The 16,613-nt window shown below is 56.1% G+C and carries 14 protein-coding genes and 1 riboswitch; of the genes, 5 read left to right on the top strand and 9 right to left on the bottom strand.

Going from position 1 to position 16,613, the window contains the following annotated elements:
• Positions 1–205: 205 nt before the first annotated feature.
• From LF95_RS11410 to LF95_RS11430, 5 genes are all read right to left on the bottom strand, one after another.
• Entirely contained in the window at positions 206–1,186 is a 981-nt protein-coding gene (locus LF95_RS11410) for a cyclase family protein (protein WP_252509738.1), read from the bottom strand.
• 142 nt (positions 1,187–1,328) lie between these two features.
• Positions 1,329–1,634 (bottom strand): hypothetical protein, encoded by a 306-nt coding sequence (locus LF95_RS11415; protein ID WP_073955266.1) that lies wholly within the window; start codon positions 1,632–1,634, stop codon positions 1,329–1,331.
• A gap of 482 nt (positions 1,635–2,116) precedes the next feature.
• Positions 2,117–2,785, bottom strand: coding sequence for a thiamine phosphate synthase (thiE, locus tag LF95_RS11420; protein ID WP_073955267.1), 669 nt, complete (start codon positions 2,783–2,785; stop codon positions 2,117–2,119).
• Positions 2,782–3,597, bottom strand: a complete 816-nt coding sequence (gene thiM / locus LF95_RS11425) for a hydroxyethylthiazole kinase (RefSeq protein WP_073956205.1) — start codon at positions 3,595–3,597, stop codon at positions 2,782–2,784. Before thiM ends, thiE begins: the two co-directional genes overlap by 4 nt.
• A 66-nt stretch (positions 3,598–3,663) precedes the next feature.
• A riboswitch (TPP riboswitch) is annotated at positions 3,664–3,788 on the bottom strand.
• Between the two features lie 145 nt (positions 3,789–3,933).
• Positions 3,934–6,324 carry a Tex family protein gene (locus LF95_RS11430; RefSeq protein ID WP_073955268.1) on the bottom strand — a complete coding sequence of 797 codons (2,391 nt, stop codon included), beginning with the start codon at positions 6,322–6,324 and terminating at the stop codon, positions 3,934–3,936.
• A 182-nt stretch (positions 6,325–6,506) separates the two neighbouring features.
• Between LF95_RS11430 and LF95_RS23690 the strand changes: the two genes are divergently transcribed.
• Positions 6,507–6,821, top strand: a complete 315-nt coding sequence (locus LF95_RS23690; protein WP_083607648.1) for a DUF1674 domain-containing protein — start codon at positions 6,507–6,509, stop codon at positions 6,819–6,821.
• Positions 6,822–6,842: 21 nt separating this feature from the next.
• Here the strand turns inward: LF95_RS23690 and LF95_RS11440 are convergent, their stop codons facing one another.
• From LF95_RS11440 to LF95_RS11455, 4 genes are all read right to left on the bottom strand, one after another.
• A complete protein-coding gene (locus tag LF95_RS11440; RefSeq protein ID WP_083607649.1) occupies positions 6,843–8,165 on the bottom strand; it encodes a type II toxin-antitoxin system HipA family toxin in 1,323 nt (440 codons plus the stop codon).
• Complete coding sequence (locus tag LF95_RS11445) at positions 8,162–8,482, bottom strand: helix-turn-helix domain-containing protein (protein WP_073955269.1); 321 nt, start codon at positions 8,480–8,482, stop codon at positions 8,162–8,164. The genes LF95_RS11440 and LF95_RS11445 overlap by 4 nt, the downstream gene beginning before the upstream one ends.
• 143 nt (positions 8,483–8,625) lie before the next feature.
• Positions 8,626–9,291: a ribulose-phosphate 3-epimerase gene (gene rpe, locus LF95_RS11450; RefSeq protein ID WP_073955270.1), complete on the bottom strand. Its 666-nt coding sequence runs from the start codon at positions 9,289–9,291 to the stop codon at positions 8,626–8,628.
• Between the two features lie 126 nt (positions 9,292–9,417).
• Positions 9,418–10,776: an RsmB/NOP family class I SAM-dependent RNA methyltransferase gene (locus tag LF95_RS11455; protein ID WP_073955271.1), complete on the bottom strand. Its 1,359-nt coding sequence runs from the start codon at positions 10,774–10,776 to the stop codon at positions 9,418–9,420.
• Positions 10,777–10,885: 109 nt separating this feature from the next.
• Between LF95_RS11455 and LF95_RS11460 the strand changes: the two genes are divergently transcribed.
• The 4 genes from LF95_RS11460 to LF95_RS22790 all read left to right on the top strand — a co-directional run bounded on the left by LF95_RS11460 (position 10,886) and on the right by LF95_RS22790 (position 16,497).
• Entirely contained in the window at positions 10,886–12,004 is a 1,119-nt protein-coding gene (locus LF95_RS11460; RefSeq protein WP_252509739.1) for an MraY family glycosyltransferase, read from the top strand.
• Positions 12,005–12,123: 119 nt separating this feature from the next.
• A complete protein-coding gene (locus LF95_RS11465) occupies positions 12,124–14,085 on the top strand; it encodes a nucleoside-diphosphate sugar epimerase/dehydratase (RefSeq protein ID WP_073955272.1) in 1,962 nt (653 codons plus the stop codon).
• 192 nt (positions 14,086–14,277) lie between these two features.
• Positions 14,278–15,894, top strand: coding sequence for a bifunctional phosphoribosylaminoimidazolecarboxamide formyltransferase/IMP cyclohydrolase (gene purH, locus LF95_RS11470; protein ID WP_252509740.1), 1,617 nt, complete (start codon positions 14,278–14,280; stop codon positions 15,892–15,894).
• A 264-nt stretch (positions 15,895–16,158) separates the two neighbouring features.
• Positions 16,159–16,497, top strand: a complete 339-nt coding sequence (locus LF95_RS22790; protein WP_143182017.1) for a hypothetical protein — start codon at positions 16,159–16,161, stop codon at positions 16,495–16,497.
• The last annotated feature ends 116 nt before the right edge of the window (positions 16,498–16,613 follow it).

Genomic DNA, 16,613 nt, shown 5'->3' on the forward strand with positions numbered 1-16,613 from the left:
GGTAATTTTGCTTTCCTTTCATCCAAACGGAGGGTGAAACTTACCTGTCCCATCTATCTAGGACAAAGTTCGGGTTATGCAACGCCCTTTACAAAAGCATCATGCGATGAATGGCGAGGCGTTGGAATGCTATGATCAAAAACGCGCCGGGCGTTTTGACGTTCCCGGCGCGAGGCAGCATTTTTTGTCTTGGCGGTGACGACGGTTAATCCGCCGTGGGCCGCATCACGCCATTTTCATCGCGTTTCAGCGGATAGGGCTGTTCGGGCAAAGGGGCGCCGGGGGCATCGGCCAGGGTCACGCCATATTTCCAGTCTGCCGGCGCAATGGCAACATAGCGGGCATAGCCGCCCGTGCCGCCCAGCGGTTTGGCAAAACCAATTGAAATCAGCGCACCGGCTTCGGGCACTTTGTCGAGGTTGGCAACGCCTTCGGCCTGGGTGAAGTTATTGTGCATCAGCCAATATTCCCCCTCCAGGTTCGGTGTGGTGTCGGTATCCAGTGGTTCGTGGCCGTGAAACAGGATGTGGCGTTTAAGATGCAGGAATTTCAGTGCCTCCAGCCCGACACCGGGAAACGGTGTTTCGTTAAAGCTGTTGATATCATCCCAGCGTTTATACCAGTCCGACCGCACCATCACGACCGATCCTTCGGGGATAAGGCCATGTTTTTGTTCCCAATCCTCAATATCGGAAACATGCAGGTAATAGCCCTGATCCTTGGCGACCTTGTCGGCAATATTGATTACCACAAGCGGACGGACGCTATAGGTTGCCGGAAGGTCGCTAATGGTGGCCCCCATCGGGTTCCAGTGCGCGGGCGGGTCCAACTGGGTGCCGTACTGGTCGGTTGGCAGGTCATAGGCGGTGGCAACAAAGCCATGCTTGGCATAGGTGAATTCTTCACCGACCGAAACATAACCCGGAATATCCTGGCCGGCGACGGCGGCCTTGAATTTGGCATTGCCAAAACCCGGCCAGACCGGCTGTACCGGTGCAAAGGCGTGGGTCAGGTCAATATATTTGGCCGTTTTAAAGGTGGCATCATAGGCGGACCATAAGCCGGGTGCGGTTTTGGCTGTCGGCCCGGTATCATTTTGTGCCATTTGGCTGGTTTGCGCACAGCCGGCAAGCATTAAAAATGCCACCGGCAGAAAGGCTGTTGCCAGCTTGTATGATATTCGCATGTGAAGTTCCCCTGATAAACGTGTTTGAACGAAAACGTTCCTGAACGCCGTTGCCCTTTTCTGGTTGGGCTGTTGGATATTGTCCAACATTTCAGGGTATTAATTCACAAATGCGGGCTGTCAGGCAAGAGGGATACGCCACTTATTCCTTATAAAGGCTGACCATATTCTGAATGTCGGTGCCCTGACGGATCATCACGCCATATTCGCCCTTTTGCAGGCTGCTGATATTGATCTGGCAGGGAAAGCTGCCACACGTCTTTTGCAAGGCCATGCTGCCATCCGGGTAGGTTAAGACAACCTCGCCATGCGGCGCATCGGACTGAATGGTGACAGTATCGGTAATGGCCTTTGGGGCAACCTTGATCGCAGCCAGGGCAGCTGTCGTCACTGACAAAAGACCGATCAGGGCGAGAACCACCGGTTTGCTGCGGAAAGACTTCGGCATGGACGTCTCCTCGCAAAATAGCAGATGCGATAAACCGGCAGAGAGGGCAACAGACTGTTACGTTCCGGGAAAAGATGCCGGGTCAGATCGTGCGTTCCTGTGTGCCTTAGGGCCGAAATGACCCTTGTTTATCGTCGTTAAGCCTGAATATGACAGCCAATCTGGCGCTATTCGGGGCGCGAATGAGGCAATTCCGTGCCGAAAAGGATAGGAATACTGTATAATCGTATGTGTCAAATCCCGGCAAAACCTTGTTTTACAGGGAATTTTTGTGGTTGTTTCGACTTTCGCGGCAAATGCCATAATTTGGGCAAAAGGTGACATATTTTTTGATCGGCCCTGCTATTCACTGCGCAAAAAAGCAAAACATCGCACTTTTCGTCAGGTGCAACGCGTCGTTGGGCCTCCTTTATGCCCAATTGGCACCGATCAACCGGGACTCGCCCTGTTTTGGGTAAAATTGCGGGCGAGTCTTGGGTATTTTAATCCGTCCTGGTTTTGGGGTGGCTGGCATACTGGTGGGTGCGGATGCCGGTAATGGTATCGGCAAGGGCGCGGGCGGCTGCTTCGGGGTTGGCTTGCCCGCAAATGGCGGAAACAACGGCCAGTCCGTCGGCACCGGTTTCCAGAACATGTGCCACATGCTCCTGTTTAAGGCCGCCAATGGCAACCGACGGCAGCTTGCAAAGGGTTGTCAGATGCGCCAGGCCCTCAAAGCCGATGGCGGGTTTATGGTCCGGTTTGGTCGATGTCGCAAAAACCGGACCGATACCGACATAATCAATGACGGTTTTGTCGATTTTGCGGGCGACAGCTTCGGATTCAATCGATAGCCCCAGTATTTTGTCTTTACCCAGCTTTTGCCGGGCCATTTCGGCGGGCATATCGTCCTGGCCAATATGCAGGCCATGTGCATCAATCGCGATGGCGGCGTCAATATTGTCATTAACGATCAGCGGCACGCCGCTTCCTTCCATCGCCGTCCTCAATGCGCGACCAATTTCAATGAATTCACGGGTGCTGGCGGTTTTATGGCGTAGCTGGACCATTGTGGCGCCGCCCCTGATGGCGGCCATTGTGGTTTCCAGCATCGAATGATCGCGACATAAATCAGGGTCCAGAACCAGATATAGCGACAGATCAAATGTCATGACAGAACCTCGATCCCGGCGTGGGTTTCAAGGGCGGCATCATCAAGATTATAAAGGGCATCCAGGAAGGCCGTGGCAAAGCTGGCCGGGCCGGATGCGGTTTTTTCCGCCATCTTTCCGGCGGCGGCAAAACAGGCCAGGGCTGCAATGGTGGCCTCAAACGGGGCCTTGGGTGCCGTTGCGGCAAAGGCCCCAACCAGCGCGGTGAGCGAACAGCCCATCGCCGTTATTTTCGGCATCAGGGCAGACCCGCCGAGAATGCGAACGGCTGCACTGCCATCGGTGACAAAATCGCTGCTGCCTGTTACGGCGACCACGCATTTTTGGCTTTGGGCCAGGGTTTTGGCGGCTTCTTCGGCCTGTTCAACCGGGTCGCCACTATCCACCCCCTGACCGGCACTTTGCCCCCCGGCAAGGGCAATGATTTCGGAAGCGTTGCCGCGTATGATGGTGGGCTGTAACGCCAGCAGGGCCGCAACAGTATCACGGCGAAAACCGGTGGCAAAATGGGCGACCGGGTCCAGGATCCAGGGTTTTTGTGCCGCGCTGGCCCCCTTGGCGGCTTCCTTCATGCCTGCGACCCATTCGGTGGAAAGGGTGCCGATATTGACCGTGAGCGCCCCGGCAATGGCGGCAAATTCACCGCTTTCTTCGGGCGCATGGACCATCGCGGGCGAGGCCCCGGCCGCCAGCAGCGTATTGGCGGCTATATTCATTGCCACATAATTGGTGATGCACTGTACCAGCGGTGCAGTGTTGCGCATGTCGGTTAAAAGCCGGGCGGGGGAAAGGTTTGGGTGTGTGTCAGTCATCGCAAGGCTCCCATGCAGGTGCGTTTGGAAACCCAGTTCGGTGCCGGAATGATGTTGAAACGCGGTGTCATGCGTTTGCACCCTCCCTACGCCAGTATGAACTGGATCAGGTTCAACGGGTCACTGCGCTGTCTGATTTCTCAGCCGTAGCAGTTTCTCAGCCCCCTGCCGGGGCTCCCCTTGGTGAACCCGCAAGATGGGTTTTGTTGATCGTCCTGTCAATGTGCTGTTTGCAGGGGGGGATAGATTGGTATCAGCCCACAGGCAAAAAGAAAGGCGGGATGCCCAAACATCCCGCCTTCCGTTCCATGTATTTATCGGGCCGATTCTCCGGGCTTACTTACGCCGTTCCATTGCTGCCTTCAGGGCTGCGGCCATTGCCCCGCCCCCGGCATCGCCCGCCGACGCCGTTTTGGCATTGCCACGGCCACTATTGGCGCCATTACCGCCATTGCCACCCGGGCGGCGCGGCTGGTTGCGGTCCTGGTTGTTATGGCGGGCACCGCCGGGCTGGCTGCGCTGTTCGCGCCGTTCCTGCGTCCCTTCGTAATCCGGGGCGGATTTCATCGACAGGCCAATGCGTTTGCGCGGTGCATCCACTTCCATCACCGTGACCGAAACGATTTGCCCAGCCTTGACCACTTCGCGCGGGTCGGCAACAAATTTGTCGGCCAGTTGCGAAATATGAACCAGGCCATCCTGATGCACGCCAATATCGACAAATGCCCCAAAATTGGTGACGTTGGTCACCGTGCCTTCCAGTTTCATGCCGACTTTCAAATCCTTGATTTCATTGACACCCTCAATGAATTTCGCGGTTTTGAATTCCGGGCGCGGGTCTCGACCGGGTTTGTCAAGTTCGGCCAGGATGTCGCGGATCGTGGGCACACCAAAAACATCATCGGCGAATTTTTCCGGCCGCAGGGTTTTGAGGAACGGTGAATCGCCAATGATGCTGGCAAGGTCCCGGCTGCTTTCGCGGCTGATTTTTTCCACAACCGGGTAGGCTTCCGGGTGCACGGCGGAGGCATCAAGCGGATTATCACCGCCGCGAATGCGCAAAAAGCCCGCGCATTGCTCAAAGGCCTTTGGCCCCAGCCGTTCGACCTTGCGCAAATCGGCACGGGAACGAAACGCCCCATTGACGTCACGATAGCCAACAATATTGCGCGCCAGCCCTTCGCTGAGCCCGGCAACGCGGGTCAGAAGCGGGATTGATGCAGTATTAAGGTCCACGCCCACACCGTTCACGCAGTCTTCCACCACCGCATCGAGCGAGCGTGCCAGCTTTGTTTCCGAAACGTCGTGCTGATATTGACCAACCCCAATGGATTTCGGGTCGATCTTCACAAGCTCGGCTAACGGGTCTTGCAAACGGCGTGCAATCGAGGCCGCACCCCGCAGCGATACGTCCAGATCGGGGAATTCCTCGGCGGCAAATTGTGACGCCGAATAAACCGATGCCCCGGCCTCGTTAACAATCACCTTGGTCGCCTTGATTTGCGTAAAGGCATTTAGCAGCATGCCGGCAAGCTGGTCCGTCTCGCGCGAGAAGGTGCCATTGCCAATGGCGATCAGCTCGATTTTGTGTTTTGCTGCCAGGGCTGCCAGCGTGTTAATCGCGCCCTGAACATCATTACGTGGCTGGAACGGATAAACCGTTGCCGTATCCACCAGTTTGCCGGTGGCATCGACCACGGCAACCTTCACACCCGTACGCACCCCCGGGTCCAGGCCCATTGTGGCCTTTTGCCCGGCCGGGGCAGCCAGCAGCAGGTCTTTCAGGTTATCGGCAAAAACCTTGATCGCGTCTTCTTCGGCGCTGTCACGCAAATTGCCAAACAAATCAAGCTCGATCGACAGTGACAGTTTGACGCGCCAGGTAAAGCGCACGGTGTCAGACAGCCATTTATCGGCCGGGCGGCCCTGGTTGCGAATGCCGACATGGGCGGCAATCACGGTTTCGGCCCGGCCCGGTTCGCCGCGCGGGCGGTCTTCGTCTTCGGCACCCAGGATCAGTTTAATTTGCAAAATGCCTTCGTTGCGACCCCGGAATAGTGCCAAGGCGCGGTGCGACGGGCAGGTTTTGACCTTTTCCGAATGGCTGAAATAGTCGGAAAACTTTGCCCCTTCGGCTTCTTTGCCCTCGATGACGCTGGCGGTAATTTCGCCGTCATCCCACAAAAGCTGGCGCAGGCGGGCCACCAGGTCGGCATCCTCGGCAAAGCGTTCCATCAAAATCTGGCGCGCACCATCCAGGGCAGCCTTGGTATCTTCGACACCTTTTTCGCCGTCAATGAATTTGGCGGCTTCGGCTTCCGGGTCCAGTTGCGGGTTTGCCAGCAGGGCATCGGCCAGCGGCTCCAGTCCGGCTTCGCGGGCAATCTGGGCCTTGGTGCGGCGCTTTTTCTTGTAGGGCAAGTAAAGATCTTCAAGGCGGGTCTTGGTGTCGGCCTCGTTAATCGCCTTTTCCAGTTCCGGGGTCAGTTTTTCCTGTTCGCGGATGCTTTCGATCACCGATGCCCGGCGTTCTTCAAGTTCGGTCAGGTAACGCAGGCGTTCATCCAGATTACGCAACTGGGTATCGTCCAGACCGCCGGTCTTTTCCTTGCGGTAACGGGCAATGAAGGGCACGGTCGAGCCTTCATTAAGCAGTTCGATGGTGGCAAGGACCTGTTCGGGACGAACAGAAAGTTCTTCGGCGATACGCTGGGGAATGGAACGCATGGTTTCTCCTTGTTTTGCTCGTCCGCTTGAAATAGCGACTTTCAGGCCCGCTGGAAAGAGCCAGTTTGCGGCAATCACAAGGCAGCTATTAACCGCCGGGGCTTGTCGATTGCGGCTGACGGGGCTATCTGTTGGACAAAGCGTTGAAAATGCCGCGCAAGCGGCCCAGACCGGAGGTCCCGATGGCCGGAAAATTTCGTGAAACCGTGGTGCAGCGGTCCAGCCAGTCCGTTGCCAAGTCAGACGATAAGCCAACATCTTCTGGCGAGGAAACATCCGTCGCCGGATCAGATCAGGCGCCTGACGTAACGGTTGAAAACACGGATGCGCAAACCGCAGCCGAACCCGCGCCGCAATTATCGCAAGATGCGATCAACGCTATCGCCGAGGCCAAAGCCTTCCGCGAAGCCGCCCAGCGCGAAATCGGCGGCCCCAAAGGCCCCGAACCCACCCGCTTTGGCGATTGGGAACATAAAGGGCGTTGTATTGATTTTTAATCCGTCTTTGGCGGGGATGCGCTAAACAACTTCGTGCAGGGCCGAAACGTTTTTGGTGGCCGCGTCTGGCAGGGCTGCTTGCGCGGCAAATTCGGGCCAGCGTAAAAGGGCGTCTGCGACCTGGTCTATGATGTCGTTGATGCGTGCTTCCCGGATCGGCGATTCCTTTGCCAGTTTGATCAGCTGCTTTCGCGAGATGTCTTTTCCCGCCCCGGCAATTGCCAAACTGTGTTCGCCACCTGGCCCGTGGGACGGTGTCAGGTCATAGGCAGGCGAGATGCGCCAGCGCCAGTTGCCGCCATCATCAATGTCCAGAAGGGCGCTATGCTGGCGTCCGTGATCGTCGCGGTTATGGGACATGGCATTAAAGGCAGCCCGGCGGAAGGCCTCTTCCAATGCTGTTTCGCTTTGTGTGATTTGCCAAAACCAGTTTAAAAGCGTCCCATAATCAAAGGCAAATTTGCGATGTTCGCTTTCCAGTGCGCCAGAGGCCGATAACATATGCCAGCGCCGTAAAACGGCCTGACCGTTCACATTTGTGGTTTCGCGATCAAACCGCCGCACAGCAAAAAAGCGTGTTCCCTTTCGTGTTGTGATCAAGCGGGTTTCGGGCATGTCGATGCCCGCCTCACGGGCCATCAGGGAATAGGCATATTCTGTTTCGGCGGCATGGGGGCCATCATCACGGGTGGTAAATTTGACCATCCAGTGCCCGAAATGACAGTCTGGCAGGGCCGTGGCGGGTCTTATTTGGGCATTTTCGCCCGCATTTTCCTGAATTTGGCACACAATTTTGGGTCGCGCCCCGCCCGATCCGCCAAGGGCGGCCCGCAGATCCAGTGCGTCCTGCACTGTTTGCCCCTCCGCTTCACCCAAAATACGTTGGGCGGCATCCGAGAGTTCGCCGAGGTCCATTTTGGGGCTTTCCGGGGTGGCCTGTGCCTCTGGTCGATAAGTCAGTGCACCCATGCCCTCAACGCCGACAATCGCCAAACGGTCAATCGGGGTTAGGTCGCTGCGGCGGATTCCCCTTGCTTCGGCTTCCCGGTCCACCAGCAGCCGTCCCCAGCCGTCGGGCAGGCTGTCGGCAAATACCCCGTGCAGGCCATCAAATTCTTCTCTGTCCGCCGGAATGATCTGCTTGCCCATGTCCAGGCTGTGGGGGGACAGAGGCACCGTTGGGGCAAGATCGTTTTTGGCAGGTTCAAACATGGCGATACGACGCGATTTTGACCAGGCAATGCGGCCCAGTTCAATTGATGACGTGCCGGTTTTTCCCGTTGCCAGCTCCTGCAAGCGAATGGTTAGGGGTTCACCAAGTTTCCAAGCCTGTAACACTGTCATCGTTTGCGGCTCGCCCGTTGTCTGGGTTTGGCATTTTCGCTGGCCAGCATTTCGTCAATGCTGCGCGGCAGGTCGTCATCAGGTTCAAATAAATGTTCAAGATTTTTGCCACGCGATAAGGCCTGCGCAAGGCGCACGACTGTCAGAAATGGGGCCAGTCCCGTATCCTCGAACTTCCGAAGGGTTGGCACGGGCACACCTGCGCGTTCGGAAAGTTCCTTGCGCGTCAAATTCATATCCAGCCTTAACTGCTTTGCCGCAAGGCCGGTTTTTAATGCGGTTTCTTCGGGAGAGAATTTTTTAAGTGATATAACCATATCAATAAATCATAAAAATAAGATTTTATTGATATCATCATATCACTTATTTTCACCAATGTATTGGTGTTTGTTTCACCCATTCAATTGGAAGGAGCAGGTGTTTTTGTGTGATTGACCTGCTTCTTCCATATAGCAGGGTTTTATGCCCCGCGAATGGCCTTGATATTGGGGGCATACTGGCTGGGGCCGCCTTTGAAGGTGGCGGAACCGGCGACCAGCACATCGGCACCCGCCGCAATCACGTCACGGGCGATTTCCGGGTTGACGCCACCATCGACTTCAAGGTCGATATGCCGGCCGGTCGCGGTGATCATTTTGCGGATGCGTTTGATCTTTTCAAGCTGGCTGGGAATAAATTTTTGCCCGCCAAAGCCGGGATTGACCGTCATGACCAGCACCAGATCAACCAGATCCATCACATATTCGATCATGCTTTCCGGGGTGGAGGGGTTCAGCGACACACCGGCCTTTTTGCCAAGGGACTTGATCAATTGCAGGCTGCGATGCAGGTGCGGGCCGGCTTCGGCATGGATGGTGATGATGTCCGATCCGGCATCGGCGAAGGCCTGGATATAGGGATCAACCGGCGCAATCATCAAATGCACGTCAAAGACCTTGTCGGTATGCGGGCGCAGGGCTTTGACAACATCCGGGCCAATGGTGATGTTGGGCACGTAATGGCCGTCCATCACATCGATATGGATGTAATCCGCACCGGCGGCATCAATCGCGGCGACTTCTTCACCCAGTTTGGCAAAGTCCGCCGAAAGGATGGACGGGGCAATTTTGATGTTTGGCGTGGTCATGCGCACAGGGTCCTGATCATGGCAGGTTGAACAAAGGGGAAATCGGTCGCTGCTATAGCGCAATTTCCCCGGCTTGTCATCCGAACCGGCCTTTTTGCCCTGATCAAATGACGCGGCCTGTGGCCCTCAGGCGCGTTTTTTAACCAGTCGGGCACAATAAAAGCCATCCATTCCGCCCAGTTTGGCCATATGGGTGGGTAAAATGCGCAATTCACCAGCATCGGTTATGGCTTCGTCCCAGCCGCCCAGCTCGTCGGCGGTAATGGCTTTGCGTTCGTAATTCGGGTGGTCGGCCAGGAAGGACTTCACCTGAAATTCGCCTTCATCGGGTTGCAGCGAACAGGTGCAATAAATCAGCTCGCCACCAACGGCCAAAACCCGGTCAGCCTGCAGCAGCAGTTTTTGCTGGATCGGCAATAGCGATTTCATCAGGGCATCATTTTGCCGCAACAAAATATCGGGATGGCGGCGAATGGTGCCGGTGGCCGAGCAGGGCGCATCAAGCAGCACGGCATCGGCAATCGGGGCATCATCGGCAAGGTCGGTGGCATCGCCGGTGACAATGGCAGCGCCCAAATCAACCCGTTCCAGGTTTTCATAAACCCGGCGCAGGCGCCCTTCGGATTTGTCAACCGCAATGGTTTTGGCCCCGCGTGCGGCAAGCTGCATGGTCTTGCCGCCCGGTGCGGCGCAGAGATCATAGATCGTTTTGTCTTCGTAATGGGAAAACAGGGTGGCGGGCAGGGCAGCGGCGGCATCCTGCACCCACCATTTACCATCCTTATAGCCCGGCAGGTCGCGAATGCGTTGCCCGCTTTCCAGCCGGATGGTACCGGTGGGTAGCAAAATGCCACCCAGCTTTTCGGCCCATTCGGCGCGTTCTTCGGCATCGCGCACGGAAATATCAAGTTTGGCATGGCCCAGGCTGGCGCGCGCAATGTTACGGGCCTGATCGGCGCCATAGGTCTTTTTCCACACCCCGCGCAGCCAGGCCGGAATGTTAAGCTGCCAGTCCTCCACCCCGTCAGGCAGTTCCAGCCCGTCGCGCTGCAGGCCACGCAAGACGGCATTGACCAGCTTTACATATTTGTGCAGCCCGGCATCGCGTGCGAGATTAACCGTGCTATCGACCGCGCCATGTTCGGATACTTCCATGAAAAACAGTTGGGTTACACCCAGGCGCATGATGTTGGTCAGGCGGTTGGCGGTGCGGTCCTGGGGCGGATGATAGCGCGGGGCCAGGATGGCATCAATTTCGCCCAGATGGCGCAGGGTGCTGCCCAAAAGCTGGCGCAGGAAATTGCGGTCGCGCGAGGGCAGGCCATATCCGTGTTTGGTCAGCAATTCATCAAGCGTAACTTCGCCGCCCCGCAATTCCTGCAGGGTTTTGAGCGCCAGCATCCGTGGATCGGGAAGCACGGGGGCTTGGTTGCGGCGGTCGTCATGAGGACGGTGACCAGAACGGTTTGAACGGCTTTCACGCACGGACGGGGTTCTCCTTGAATAATATAACCGTGTAAGTAAGCGTGATGGCAAAGCGTGTAAAGCGTCTTGCCTGCAATTCAGCCCTGCCGCGCAACAGATGCGAGAGCTTATGGGAAAAACCTTGCGGTTGCGGGCTGGCATCGGTAATCCAGAAACCGGCTTTCATTTAACACGGGTTGATCCAATGTCCTTTGCCACCCTTGCCGGTTTTTCTGGTGGTTTGCTGCTTGCCTCGTTGCTGCTGACCGGGGTGGTGTTACGCTATTTGCGCCACAAAGCCATTCTTGACATGCCCAACCATCGCTCCAGCCACGCGGTACCAACCCCGCGCGGGGGCGGCCTTGCCGTAACCCCCTTGCTTCTGGTGATGCTGGTTGGCGTAACACTGTGGTTAGGGACTGGTCCCGGCGGGGTGATCTGGCCGCGCTGGCTGATGCTGGCTGCCGCGATTGGCCTGGCGGGCATTTGCTGGATGGATGACCGGCATGATCTGTCAGCACGGTTGCGTTTTGGCTGTCAGTTTATCGCGGTCATTTGCGGGGTAACGGCCCTTGATGGCCCGGTTTTGCAGGGAATCGTACCCCTGTGGCTGGATCATGTGCTGGTGGTTTTTGCCTGGGTCTGGTTTGTGAACCTGTTTAATTTCATGGATGGCATTGACGGCATTTCCGGGGTTGAAGCCGGGTCCATCGGGGCGGGTGTTTTTGTGGTCTCGCTGTTGGCCTTTACCCCGGTCTTTGTTGACCTTGGCGTGATCGGCCTGGGTATGACCGCCATCATGCTGGGCTTTCTGATTTGGAACTGGCATCCGGCCAAGCTGTTTTTGGGCGATGTCGGGTCGATCCCTCTGGGCTATGTGTTGGGCTGGCTGTTGCTGGAATTGGCATCGCGCGGGGCGTGGCTGCCGGCCCTTGTTTTCCCCGCCTATTACCTGTTTGATGCCACTTATACGCTGGTGCGCCGGGCGCTGCGGGGCGAAAAAATCTGGCAGGCGCACCGCCAGCATGCCTATCAGGTGGCAACCGGGCGCGGCATGAGCCATGCACGGGTATCGTTTTTGATTTTACTGGCAAATATCGCCTTGATAACGGTCGTATTTGTGCCGTTGCCGCTGGTGATATCCGGTGCGATTGGGCGTTTGGTTCTTGCCGCAATTATCGTATTGTTGCTGGTCGGTATTTTGCGCTTCTGGCCGGTGGCAGGCGGACAAAACCCGCCGGGCAAATAAGGCCCGCCCATGCGACCTTTGCTTGACTTGGCAGGGGCAGAACGCGAAAAGATCGATGGATCAAAAAAACAAGATGCCGCCCGCCTTTAGCGTGCGCAAACAACCGGTTTGGGAAATATATGTGGCGATTGATACGGCGTAGCCAGGTGGCCTTTGTCCATGACGTGATCATGGCAGCGATTTCTTTTCCGCTGGCCCTGTATTTGCGTGTTGGCGATGCGCTGCCCTATTTCGTCCCGCAGAATATGGTGCTGGCAACGCTTGGTTTTGCCGTGCTGTCGGGGGGCATCTTCTGGCTGTTTGGGCTGTATCGCGGGATCTGGCGTTATGCGTCGCTAAATGACCTGTCGCGCATTGCCAAGGCCGTGACACTGGCGATTGCCGTTTTGTTTGCCGTGCTGTTTTTAACCACCCGCCTGGACTGGCTGCCGCGTTCTGCGCCCGTCATTCAGTGGTTTTTGCTGATGGCGCTTTTGGGCGGGCCGCGCCTGGCCTATCGCGTGATCAAGGATCGGTCGGTTTCGCGGGCCCTGGCAAAACAGGGCGAAAGCCGCATTCCGATTTTGCTGATCGGGGCGGGCGATGAATCCGAAGCCTTCATTCGTGAAACCCGCCGTTCGGCCCTGGCACCGTTCGAGGTGGTGGGCATTGTTGGCCTGACCGATGGCCGTGTGGGCCGCAAAATGCACGGCGTTCAGGTTTATGACACGGTCGATAACCTCGAAGCGACCCTAGAGCGGCTGGAAAAATCCCGCTGGCAGCATCGCCCGCGCAAACTGGTGTTAACCGGCAATGCCCTGCGCCATCCCGATGTGGGCAAATGGGTGGAAATTGCCGACCGGCGTGGCCTGGTATTGTCACGTTTGCCCAAACTGGGCGATTTGCGCGATGGCATATCCGACCCGCTGCAAATTCGCCCGGTCGCGATTGAAGATTTGCTGGGCCGCCCCGAAGCACGCCTTGATCGGGAAAAAGTCCGTAACATGATTGCCGGTCGCCGGGTATTGGTCACAGGGGCAGGTGGCTCCATCGGCTCCGAACTGGTGCGCCAGATTGCCAGTTATGCCCCGGCCCATATTTGCCTGTTTGATGCCGGTGAATATAACCTTTACGCCATTGATATGGAGATGTCGGAAAAACACCCCGACCTTCCCCGCTACAGCGTTTTGGGCGATGTGCGTGACCGGGTGCGCCTGGATCAGGTTTTTGCCATAGAAAAACCCGACATTGTTTTTCACGCGGCGGCCTACAAGCATGTGCCGCTGGTCGAACATAACCCCAACGAGGGGATTTTGACCAACACCATCGGCACCCGCAATGTGGCAGAGGCCTGCCGGGCCGCCGATGTGGAAACGATGGTTCTGATTTCGACGGACAAGGCGGTAAATCCGGCCAATGTGATGGGCGCATCGAAACGCCTGGCGGAATGTTATTGTCAGGCATTGGAAACCCTGAGTGACGAGGAACGGGGCAAAACCCGGTTTGTTACGGTGCGGTTTGGTAATGTGCTGGGCTCGACAGGCTCCGTTGTGCCGCTGTTTCGCCGCCAGCTAGAGGCCGGTGGCCCGCTGACCGTGACCCATGAAGGCATTACCCGCTATTTCATGACAATTGCCGAGGCGGTTGAACTGGTCTTGCAGGCGGCTGTAATGGGTCGCCAGGGGGTGACGGCCGGGGGCAAGATTTTTGTTCTCGATATGGGGCGTCCGGTCAAGATCGTCGATCTGGCCCGGCAAATGATATTGCTGGCCGGTTTGCGCCCGGGAACCGATGTGGAAATAAAAGTGACGGGCCTGCGTCCGGGGGAAAAACTTTACGAGGAACTGTTCCACGATTCCGAACCCCCCCAGCCCACTGCAACCGATGGCGTGTTGCTGGCCGCCCCGCGCGTGCTGGATTACAGCCTGATCAAATCGGTGCTGGAAGAATTGGCCGAAAGTGCACAGGCGCGCAATTCCGTTCGCACGCTGGAACTGGTGTCGCAACTGGTGCCGGAATTTCAGCCGCCTGAAATCAGCGTTAGTTCGATCCTGGCCCAGCAGCAGGCCGAAATTGCCAGTCGTGCGACGGAGGCCTCCTGAGGGCGAAGGGTCCGCTGCCTTAAAAACGGGCAGCCGTCATTTGTGATGACGAGATAGCCGCCTTGCAACAATTCGGGGTCCACATTTAACCCGTTGCGTGTTATTGCTCCGCCCGAAATCGGGCCGGGCCCATTAATGATGCGTATTTGCCGGAATTGGGGTTGGTGAAACCATCATTAATGCGCCCGGGCCATGTTGCTGTATCCGTTCCTGCATGAAAGCGAAGCCAAGATGACTGCCCGTATTGCGCGCGCGCTGATTTCCGTTTCCGATAAATCCGGTATGATCGAATTTGCCAAAGCCCTGCATGAAAAGGGTGTTGAAATTCTCTCGACCGGTGGTTCTGCCAAGGCAATTGAAGCGGCCGGTATTCCGGTCAAGGAAGTTGCCGCCCACACCGGTTTCCCTGAAATTATGGATGGCCGTGTCAAAACGCTGCATCCGAAAATTCATGGCGGTCTTTTGGGGCGCCGTTCTGTTGAAAGCCACATGCAGGCGATGACAGATAACGACATCACCCCGATCGATCTTTTGGCGGTGAACCTGTATCCGTTTGAAGAAACCGTTGCCAAGGGTGCCGATTACGACACCTGCATCGAAAATATCGATATTGGCGGCCCCGGCATGATCCGTTCGGCAGCCAAAAACCATGAATCCGTCACGGTTATCGTGGACCCGGCCGATTATGACCGCGTGATCGCCGAAATGGGCGATAATGATGGTGCAACCACCTATGAAACCCGTCGTGCGCTGGCGGCCAAGGCCTATGCCCGTACCGGGGCCTATGATGCGGCGATTTCAACCTGGTTTGCCGGTCAGCTGGGTGAAACCTTCCCGCAGCGTTTGAATGTTTCGGGCGAACTGAAACAGACCCTGCGTTATGGTGAAAACCCGCACCAGCAGGCGGCATTCTACACCAACGGTAAAAATCGCCCCGGTGTGGCAACCGCCACCCAGCTTCAGGGCAAGGAACTGTCGTTTAATAATCTGAACGACACGGATGCCGCCTTTGAACTGGTTTCCGAATTTGCCGAAAAACCGGCGGTGGCGATTATCAAACATGCCAACCCCTGCGGTGTGGCCGAAGGCGACACCCTGATCGATGCCTATCACAAGGCCCTGTCCTGTGACCCGGTTTCGGCATTCGGCGGCATCATTGCCGTTAACCGCACGCTGGATGCCGCAACGGCCGAAGAAATTGCCAAACTCTTTGCCGAAGTCGTGATAGCACCGGATGCGGATGACGCCGCCAGGGCCGTTCTGGCCGCGAAAAAGAACCTGCGTGTTCTGATCACCGGTGGCATGGCCGACCCGGAAGGTGAAGACATGACCCTGCGTTCGCTGGCTGGCGGCTACCTGCTGCAGAACCGCGATGCAGGCCGGGTTAAGCGCGAAGAATTGAAGGTTGTGACCAAACGTGCGCCGTCCGACCAGGAACTTGATGACCTGTTATTTGCCTTCCGTGTTGGTAAGCATGTGAAGTCAAATGCCATTGTTTATGTCAAGGACGGCAAAACCGTTGGTATTGGTGCCGGTCAGATGAGCCGCGTTGACAGCTCGCGCATTGCCGCATGGAAAGCGGAAGAAGCCGGTAAAAACGCCGGTGAAGATGCCCTGCGGACTGCGGGTTCTGTTGTTTCAAGCGACGCTTTCTTCCCGTTTGCAGATGGTCTGCTGGCAGCGGTCAAGGCCGGTGCAACGGCGGTGATCCAGCCCGGTGGCTCGATGCGCGATCAGGAAGTGATCGATGCGGCGGACGAAAACAATATCGCAATGGTCTTTACCGGCATGCGCCATTTCCGGCATTGATTTTTTGGTTTTAACAAAAAACACCCGGCCCGAAAGGACCGGGTGTTTTTTTTACCGATTCGCATCAAGATGAGCGGATGTGGGAGGCGATAGAACTTATTGTATGCGCTAACGATGACAATGACCTTGATCCTGCCTTCAGAATATTCGCCCGTGTTGCGGCTTCTCTCAGCATTGGTGTTCTGAGTTTTTCTTAGTACATTAATTTTATGTTTGATGATATTTTCAGGTTTACGGCGCTTCTTCTTTAAGAAGGACAAGGTTTTGAATAAAAATGATTGCGAGTTTCCAAGTATCTCCGACTTCCAAGCCGCTTTTGGCTGTGAAGGATCTATCAACGAAGATATGGTTCAATGCTGTGATTTTATTGACAGAAATGGTAATAAATTACGGCTGACTTTTGGGGGGATTGATTGTTATTTTGGATGTTCAGTATTCTACGGTGATTGGGAAGTTGTTCGTATTTATGACGAAACACTTGTTCGAGCAAAAATAAATAAGGAGAAGCAGGCTGTGGAGGTTTTTTTGAGTTCTTCTCCCGAGCAAGTGTGTTCAATAAAAAATTGGCCTGAAATTAGTGTTTCTATGGTTCGGTTGAAATAAATGTTTTGAGAGTTTTCCGTTGAATTAATTTTTATGGGTTTTGATTTTTTGGTTAAGGGATTGGAATGAGTTGAACGAAAAACGGCGGCCCGAATGACAGGCCGCCGTCTTTCATT

Origin of the sequence: Thalassospira sp. TSL5-1 (assembly GCF_001907695.1) — a bacterium.
Classification (GTDB): Bacteria; Pseudomonadota; Alphaproteobacteria; order Rhodospirillales; family Thalassospiraceae; genus Thalassospira.